The organism is Oligoflexus sp. (assembly GCF_035638955.1).
In the GTDB taxonomy this organism is placed as follows: Bacteria; Bdellovibrionota_B; Oligoflexia; order Oligoflexales; family Oligoflexaceae; genus Oligoflexus.
Genome location: NZ_DASQYZ010000345.1, coordinates 24873 through 30934, shown reverse-complemented (window position 1 = coordinate 30934; position 6062 = coordinate 24873). Strand labels below are relative to the sequence as shown.

At 51.6% G+C, this 6062-nt stretch carries 5 protein-coding genes; 3 read left to right on the top strand and 2 right to left on the bottom strand.

Annotated elements, in window-relative coordinates; all coding sequences use genetic code 11:
* Positions 1-289: 289 nt before the first annotated feature.
* Positions 290-2062, bottom strand: a complete 1773-nt coding sequence (locus tag VE954_RS30905) for an ABC transporter ATP-binding protein (RefSeq protein ID WP_324960253.1) — start codon at positions 2060-2062, stop codon at positions 290-292.
* 80 nt (positions 2063-2142) lie between these two features.
* Positions 2143-2997 carry a hypothetical protein gene (locus tag VE954_RS30900; protein ID WP_324960251.1) on the bottom strand — a complete coding sequence of 285 codons (855 nt, stop codon included), beginning with the start codon at positions 2995-2997 and terminating at the stop codon, positions 2143-2145.
* A gap of 197 nt (positions 2998-3194) precedes the next feature.
* Between VE954_RS30900 and VE954_RS30895 the strand changes: the two genes are divergently transcribed.
* Genes VE954_RS30895 through VE954_RS30885 form a run of 3 tightly spaced genes read left to right on the top strand, consistent with a single transcriptional unit; the run spans position 3195 to position 6062 of the window.
* Positions 3195-3761, top strand: coding sequence for a hypothetical protein (locus VE954_RS30895; protein WP_324960249.1), 567 nt, complete (start codon positions 3195-3197; stop codon positions 3759-3761).
* A gap of 10 nt (positions 3762-3771) precedes the next feature.
* Complete coding sequence (locus VE954_RS30890) at positions 3772-4647, top strand: hypothetical protein (protein WP_324960247.1); 876 nt, start codon at positions 3772-3774, stop codon at positions 4645-4647.
* A gap of 23 nt (positions 4648-4670) precedes the next feature.
* The gene (locus VE954_RS30885; RefSeq protein ID WP_324960245.1) at positions 4671-6062 is read left to right on the top strand and encodes an adenylate/guanylate cyclase domain-containing protein; all 1392 of its coding nucleotides are present in this window, start codon (positions 4671-4673) and stop codon (positions 6060-6062) included.

Genomic DNA, 6062 nt, shown 5'->3' with positions numbered 1-6062 from the left:
CTCCGCCCTGGGTCGATCCAAAGGCGGATTGACCAGCAAGGTTCATATGCTGACCGATGCGCATGGAAATCCTAAAAGCTTTGAAGTGACCGAAGGGAACGCACATGATTTGCGAATGGCTGAAAGTTTATCGGCTCGATCGTCAGCCGACGGGCGAGAAAGGAATTCATTATAACCTCCAAATGTTACAATCACACTCCTATCAGGTCTGCACATGAAACGCCTAGGCTTGGCCAGCAAGTTTACTATCTTTTTAGATCATATTTTCTGGCGTGTGCAAGTTTGAGCCTTAATTGCCTGTTTGAATATTCCAGAGCCGAGCATAGAGGCCTTTTTTTGCTAGTAGTTCCTCATGCTTACCAGACTCAGTAATCTCCCCCTGATCCAAAACCAGGATCCGATCAGCATGTCGAATCGTGGACAATCGATGTGCAATCACAATCAAAGTCCGCTGATGCGCAAGCTTCTGCAGTGATCTTTGAATATCTTCTTCCGTTTCATTATCAACCGCCGACGTAGCTTCATCAAAAATCAAAATAGGTGGATCACCCAGAATACCGCGAGCAATGGTCAGGCGCTGCCTCTGGCCACCTGATAACCGCTGACCACGTTCGCCGATCAGCGTATTCAATCCTTCCGGCAACCGTTCCACAAAATCACGCGCCGCGGCAACATCCAAGGCTTCATGCAGTTGATCTTCAGAAAGGTTCGGTTTACCCATCTGCAAATTCTTGCGGATGCTGGTATCAAGCAGGAACACATCCTGCCCCACATACCCAATATTCTTCCGCAGCTCCTTCTGCGACACCTGCGTCAGCGGAATTCCATCTATATTCACAGTGCCACGCGTGGGATCATAAAAACGAAGGAGAAGTTTAATCACCGTGCTTTTACCCGCCCCAGTCGGGCCCACGAGACCGATGAATTCCCCTGGTTTAATATCCAGGTTAAAATTCCGCAGCAAAGGCTCAGCATCTCCGTAAGCAAAATCCACGTCCTGAAAAGCCAAAGCCCCACCACTGCGACCCAGAGCCACAGTTTGTGGTGCATCGACAAGACCAATCGGGGCAGTAATAAGATCCAAAGCCCGATGCGCCGACGCCATCGACCGTTCATAAAGATCCAAGAGCTCACCAAACGCCGTGAACGGCCACAACAATCGTTGGGTCAAAAACACCAACACGGTATAAGCCGCAGGCGACAAATCACCCTGCAGCGTCTGCCAACCCCCCAACACAAGCGTAAACAAAAATCCAGCCAACACCGACATCCGAATAATCGGCACAAAGGCCGAACTCAAAGCAATCGCCTGCCGATTCGTTTCGATATAATGCTGCGAGGATTCATTCACAAGCTGAACCTGCTCATCCTCTGCTACAGCGGCTCGAATGGTAACAACCCCAGTAATGATCCCAGACAACCTAGCCCCCAAAAGCGAAGCCGCTTCCCGTACCGCCGCATATCGACCCGCAAGCCGACCCCGAAAGCGGAACCCACCATAGATAATCAAGGGAATTGGCAGCAGGGCAAACACCGCAACCAAAGGCGAGAGATAGAAAAACACAGCACTGACCAGAAGACTGGAAACAAACAGCTGAATAAATTTATGCGTACCCTCATTCAGAAAGCGTTCCACCTGGTTAACATCATCATTCAGAATGGAAAGCAAACGACCTGAATTCTGCTTCTCATACCAAGACAGACTCAGCTTCTGAATATGCCGCACCCCATCCATACGCAAAGCATGCTGCAGCTGCTGCGCAAGATTACGCCAGCGCACCAGCGCTCCGTATTCTGTAATCGATTCGAACAGCCAAATCAGAAAGGTAATAAACGCCAGCACAGCCAGCTGCTGGACAGGGCTGGTCAGACCCGTGCGGGCCAGAAAACTTTGCTCGCGCGACACGACGATATCGATGGCCACACCGATCAAAATTTCGGGTAGCACATCAAAGATTTTATTGAGAATGGAGTAGATGGTTGCCACCAACGCCTTTTGGCGAAAGGGGGTGGCATAATCCCAAAGTCTTTGCAGGGGGCTGAGGTGATCCGGGCCGGGCATGACAACTCCTGTAGCAAGGTTTGCAGGAGTTAACCTTTAGCACAGGCCCACGGGCTTCGCCAATTCACGCCGGCAAAGATTTATTTTTTCGGTTTGATAAAGCGCAACGTCATGCGATCACTTTCACCGATCGCCAAATAATTCGCCCGATCCTGATCCTTCAGCGCCAGAGTGGGCGGCAGGGTCCAGACGCCTTGAGGATAATCCTTGGTGTCCTTGGGGTTGGCGTTGATTTCCGATTTGCTTTCCAGTTTGAAACCGGCCTTGGTGGCCAGGCGGATCACTTCGCTTTCCTTCACGTAGCCGCTCTTGCCCTGGGGATCCGAGGACGATTTTTCATTCTGGCGATGTTCCACGACCCCCAGGATACCTCCCGGCTTCAGAGCGCTATAAAAAGCGGCAAAGGCCTGGTCCGCTGCCTTGTTATTGGTCCAGTTATGGACGTTGCGGAAAGTCAGAACAAGGTCGGCTGTTCCAGGCTGAACGAAGTTGGTGATATCAGGAGGCGTGAACGACACATAGCTCATCTTCACATTGGGGTTGCTCTTCGCCCAACCCGAAAGCGTGTCGTAGGCCTTCTTGAAATACTCGTTTTTTTCTGGGGGCACGATGGCAGCAACATATTGACCCTGATTACTCAGATAAGGGGCCAGGATCTCGGCATACCAGCCCGTGCCCGGCCAGATTTCAACAACAGTCATGTTGGGCTTGATGCCAAAGAATTTCAAAGTGTCCACAGGGTGACGGTAGGCATCGCGCTGCATGTTCTGAGCACTGCGGAAGGGCGATGATACAGCCTCTTCAATGGTTTTGGGCAACTCTTTCGTCACGACATCACGTTTCGCCTCGGTGCTCGAAGTCGCTTCAGGAGTCGGGCTCGTGGTAGTACAGGCTGCGAGCAGGCTACCAACAAGTATAATCTGAGTCTTTCTCATGAATTGTCCTTTCCAGTAATGGACCCCGAGACTACCAGAGCTGATACGTCCCACCCAGAGAAAAGTCGGAAACCAGGGCCATGTGGGTTCTGTAGCTCACTTGAATTATGTCATATTATGTAATAAAGACAGTGCATTATGGTACTTCCTTAAGTTTCATTCGAGGCCTCCGAAGGTGAGCCCATTAGGAGGACTCTATGAAAAAATTACGTGCGATTCAGGAACGTGTGGGTTCAGGATCGCTGCCCAATGATCTACGAGGCGTGGGGCAGTCACCACTTTTGACTGATCTTCCTCCCTGCCCGTATTTGGTTGTGGATGGATCCCAGGTCTCCAAGCTCGAAGCCGTGGAAAAACTTTTCGGTCTGCAGCTGTATCCGCAGGATGATGTTCTGGTCCTTGAAAGCGCCCTTGAAGAAAGTCATAAGCATAGGGCTTTGCGCCTTTGGTATGCAGCCCGTTATCTTTTGCAACTTGACGCCACCTTGCGCCTGCAACTCGGTGAACGTGATCTCTTGCGCGAGGCGCTCCTGGCCAACATAGGCCAGACGAAATTTTTTCATCCCGATCGCGTGCGACGTGAACCCGTCGCTGTTCGTTTGCATGGGCCTGGAACGCTCGCCGTTTCCTCGCTGCTGCAGCACGTGCTGGTGCAAGTCGGGTATCCCTTGCATGCGGGCGAAGACGATTTAGTTTTGAACGCGAATGACGCTCTTTTCGGTCATGAAGTTCTTTCCCATACCCCCAAAGCTGTGGCTGTTTAGGAGTTTTTCGATGCCGAATCTTTTGCCATTTCTGATGCTGGCTGTTATCTGGGCAGGATCCCTGGTGATTGCTGTCTTTCCCCTGTCATTTGCCTTGGCCACTGCGAATCCATGGATCATTCTGGGTGCTTTTGCTCTCTTTCCTTTTCTCTTTGTGCCGAGTTTCATCACCCTGGCCGGATTGATGAGCCGCTTCGCCCATTCCAAAATTATTCCCGGTCGATTTCCTCGTGAGGCCTTCCATCGTATCTATGGCTGGCGCCGGGTCTATGGTATTTGCTGGACCCAGGTTTTTTATTTTAAACCACTCTATGCCATCAGCCTTGCTGTACCTCGATTCAAAACCTACATGCTCAGGCTGTTCGGGTACAAAGGACCGTCCACCTCCTTTGTGGTTTATCCCGATACCTGGTTGCGGGATTTGCCGGTCCTGTCGATTGGCAAGGACGCGTATCTGGCCAATCGCTCCACGATTGGAACCAATATCTGCCTGAACGACAATACGATTATGGTCGATTCCATTCAGATCAAGGATAAAGGTTTGGTTGGGCATCTGTCGGTTCTGGCACCAGGCTGTAAGATCGAAGAGGGTGCGGAAGTGGGTGTGGTGACGTCGATTGGTCTGCGCAGCTGGATCGGTCCTCAGGTCTCCATTAAGCCCAATTGTTTGATCAACCATGGCTGCAGTCTGGAAGAAGGTTGCGAAATCGGAACCCGCTCCTATATCGGCCTGCGTGTTCGCGTTGGCAAAGGCGTCAAGGTTCCGGCCGGAGCCAATATTCCCGAAGGTGCGGTGATACTCAACCAGACGGATATGGACCGGTATTTTAGTTCCGAAACGAAAATGCTGCAGGACTTTGCAGCTAATCTTTCGGTCGTCTTGTAAGTATGGAGCCAACACCGAATCCATTGAGAGCCCTCAATGCTGATGCCTACCTTCTGCGTGAGATGGTGCGGCGTCAGGCGGTGCTGGCTTTAATTTTTGGCCTGGCTTTTGGACTTTATGGTGTGACCAGTTTTGAGGTGATCCAGAGTTTCAAGCCTGAGTTGACCCTCTGGGATAACCTCTGGCCTCGACTCCTGCTCAACAGCCTTCCGTACTTTTTGTTGGCCTGGATCAGCCATCGCCGCATCATAAGCGACCGTGCGACGGCCCGTCTGGGCATGCTGGCTTTCCCTGGCATTTTCATGGTGGCCTGTATGATACACGTCTGGCCTCTCATGTCCCATGGACATTCAGGAATCTACGGTTTTGTGCATGGTCCGAACGTTTTTATTATAGTCATCACTCTGCTGATTCTGAGTCCGCCAGCTTCCTATCTTTTGCAGCTGATCATTGGATTCACCCTTTGTTTTGCCTTGCCGGTCGTGGGCATACTCATCAACAGTGGCAATATCGTGCTGCTCCAGCTCTTTGCCAATGATATGATCGTCATGATGCCGGTGACATTCTTTCTGGCGCGCAAGATTCATCGTACCCAGCGCCGACTCGTGCTCGCGGAGCATGATCTGAAACAGCGCGTGACGCCGTTTCTAGGGCAGTATGTGGCCTCAGCTCTTTATGAAAACCGTTATGACCTCTTGCGGGATCGTAAAACTCAGGGTTTGATTCTGAGCCTGGATATTCGAGGATTTTCGCGCCTGATGCGTGACCTCGGGCCTGTGGAATTGAACGAATTTTTACGGCTCTACTATGGATTGATCGGCCGCATTGTGCACGCCCATGGTGGGCACGTGCATAAGTCGATGGGTGACGGTCATCTCATTTCCTTTGGGGTGATGGATTTACCTGATTTAAGCGACATCCCTGACCTGGCGGAAGCCGTGGTCCAGGCCGAGCAGCGTCGCAAGAACGATTTGCATGCGCATGCCTTGAAAGCTTTTTTCGAGATTGAAAAGGAATTTATCGCCTTGCTGCAGCAGTTCCCGCGTCTGGTCCCGGCGGGCCTGGGGCTGGGAGGCGGTATGGCTTTTGGTGATGTGCATCTGGCCATTTATGGGGATGAAGCGCATAAACGCGAGTTTGAGATTTCCGGTGAGACGGTGGTCCTGAGTTCACGTCTGGAGCAGTATACCAAGGTCTTGCGTGCCGAGAATCCAGACTGGCAGCATGGAATATTCAGTGTCGTTGTCACCTGTGAGTTGCCGCCTCGAGTTCATCAGGAATCGGGTTCACGCAGCTGGCAGTCATTCAAAACTCTGACCACACCGATTCCGGATTTCCCGCAGGTGAAATCGATCTGCTATGCAAACTTCGTGACAGAACCCGAACGGGCACCGATGCTTTCGCGTACCGGTTGA

What these genes read in the sequence shown, in the direction of transcription:
- VE954_RS30905 (WP_324960253.1), bottom strand. Translation starts at nt 2,062, where the DNA reads ATGCCCGGCCCGGATCACCTCAGCCCCCTGCAAAGACTTTGGGATTAT.
- VE954_RS30900 (WP_324960251.1), bottom strand. Translation starts at nt 2,997, where the DNA reads ATGAGAAAGACTCAGATTATACTTGTTGGTAGCCTGCTCGCAGCCTGT.
- VE954_RS30895 (WP_324960249.1), top strand. Translation starts at nt 3,195, where the DNA reads ATGAAAAAATTACGTGCGATTCAGGAACGTGTGGGTTCAGGATCGCTG.
- VE954_RS30890 (WP_324960247.1), top strand. Translation starts at nt 3,772, where the DNA reads ATGCCGAATCTTTTGCCATTTCTGATGCTGGCTGTTATCTGGGCAGGA.